Annotated in this window: 1 protein-coding gene; it reads left to right on the top strand. The window is 35.7% G+C overall.

All coding sequences use genetic code 11. The features are described 5' to 3' along the window. Positions 1-174 precede the first annotated feature (174 nt). Positions 175-1,287 carry a hypothetical protein gene (locus F459_RS22960; protein ID WP_033302379.1) on the top strand — a complete coding sequence of 371 codons (1,113 nt, stop codon included), beginning with the start codon at positions 175-177 and terminating at the stop codon, positions 1,285-1,287. Positions 1,288-1,564: the final 277 nt, after the last annotated feature.

The following is a 1,564-nucleotide window of genomic DNA, read 5'->3' as shown; positions in this document are numbered from 1 at the left end:
CTGCTGATTGATTACGATCGGGAGAATCAGGTCTCATAAGTAAATTCTTCAGATTGAGGCAAAAAGAATTTGCGCAAGTTTATTGACACTACCTTCTTGCTTGCGCAAGAATACGCGCCAGCTTCACGGTTTGCAGCTCAATTGGATGTTATATGCACATAAGAAGGGCCATTTGTGATAACAAGAAAAAGTGAAGTTTCTCCCTTTAATTTAGGGGTAAAGGACATAGGAAATGGCTTTAACCCTATAGCAATGACACATCCAGCTATTTCTGGCATTGGTCCGAATGTTTTATATGGGATGGTCTTAGAAAGTTACCAGTTTTTAAAAGGATTATTGCTTAACGGAGAGACTTTTCCAATTACAAAAAAACGGGAAGGATACATTATCGTTTTCTTCAGGGATATTGCCAATGATGAATCATTTGAGAATGAGGAGAAGATAAATGTATTTGACTTGGTTTTAAAAAACTGTAAAATGAAAGACAAAATAAGAAAAATACTTCTATTAATTTACGCAGAATTTATAGAAGAACTTGGCGATCCAAGAAGTTTCAACATTTATCAACAAGCTAGAAGGATTAGAAAAGAAGATCCAAACCCTGAAGGAAGTCTATTATTACAAATAAAAACGAAAAAGACAGGATTTCCTTTTAGTTTAAATTCAAACTATATTATTGAAAACGAATCGTTATTAACGGAATGGGGAATAGAGCATTTCGATTTGGTGTGTGATGAACTGTCAAATGTGAAAAAGGAAATTGGAAAGCGTGGATATCTTTTCAATGATTTGATTTGGAAGGAATTCTTTCGAGATTTTAAATGGGGTTGGTCAGCTGAAAGTAGAGCAAAATTATTTGCTCGAAAGATCCAATATCCTCGCTCTTGGATTTTTCATAGTATAATAATCGAATCAGAAAATAGAGTAAGAGAAAAATTTGATTTACCAAAGATCGGACAAGAGAAATGGAAACAAGAGGCCCGTTTACTTGAATTAATAAAAGATTCTTTTCCAGAATATATTGTACGACATCAATATAGAGCAAAATGGCTGGGGCGTCAGCATTTGGATATCTATATTGAAGATATAGCTGCTGGCATAGAATTTCATGGGCTACAACATTTTGAACCAGTGGATTTTTTCGGTGGAAAAAGTACTTTCAAAGAAACACAACGTCGTGATAATGAGAAAAAAAAGAAATGTAAAAATGCCGGTGTTAAGTTATACGTTGTGCAGGAGGGGTATGATATTGATAGCTTGGTGATTAACATCAAAGATGGCATATAACAAGCAATTGGAGCAGACGTGGCTACTGTCATGGTTTGTGCTTTGGATTGGGTAAAGAAGAGCAGAATTTGAAAGCGAAAGTTCTAATCTGTGAAAGATATGGTATAATGCATGAAGGAAAGAGCACAAACACATGCCAACTTAACGCCACGCAGCTCAATTGTATGTTATGTTCATCCAAAGGTATGACCCGGCAGCATTATTTACAGTTATCTAAAGTAGCGGTTTACAATTATGGCATAGAGATCTTGAAAGGGGGTTCCTATGCCGTTCATGG

It is taken from the genome of Sediminispirochaeta bajacaliforniensis DSM 16054 (assembly GCF_000378205.1).
Classification (GTDB): domain Bacteria; phylum Spirochaetota; class Spirochaetia; order DSM-16054; family Sediminispirochaetaceae; genus Sediminispirochaeta; species Sediminispirochaeta bajacaliforniensis.
Note: the sequence above shows the minus strand (reverse complement) of the source record. Positions and strands in the feature narration are given on the sequence as shown.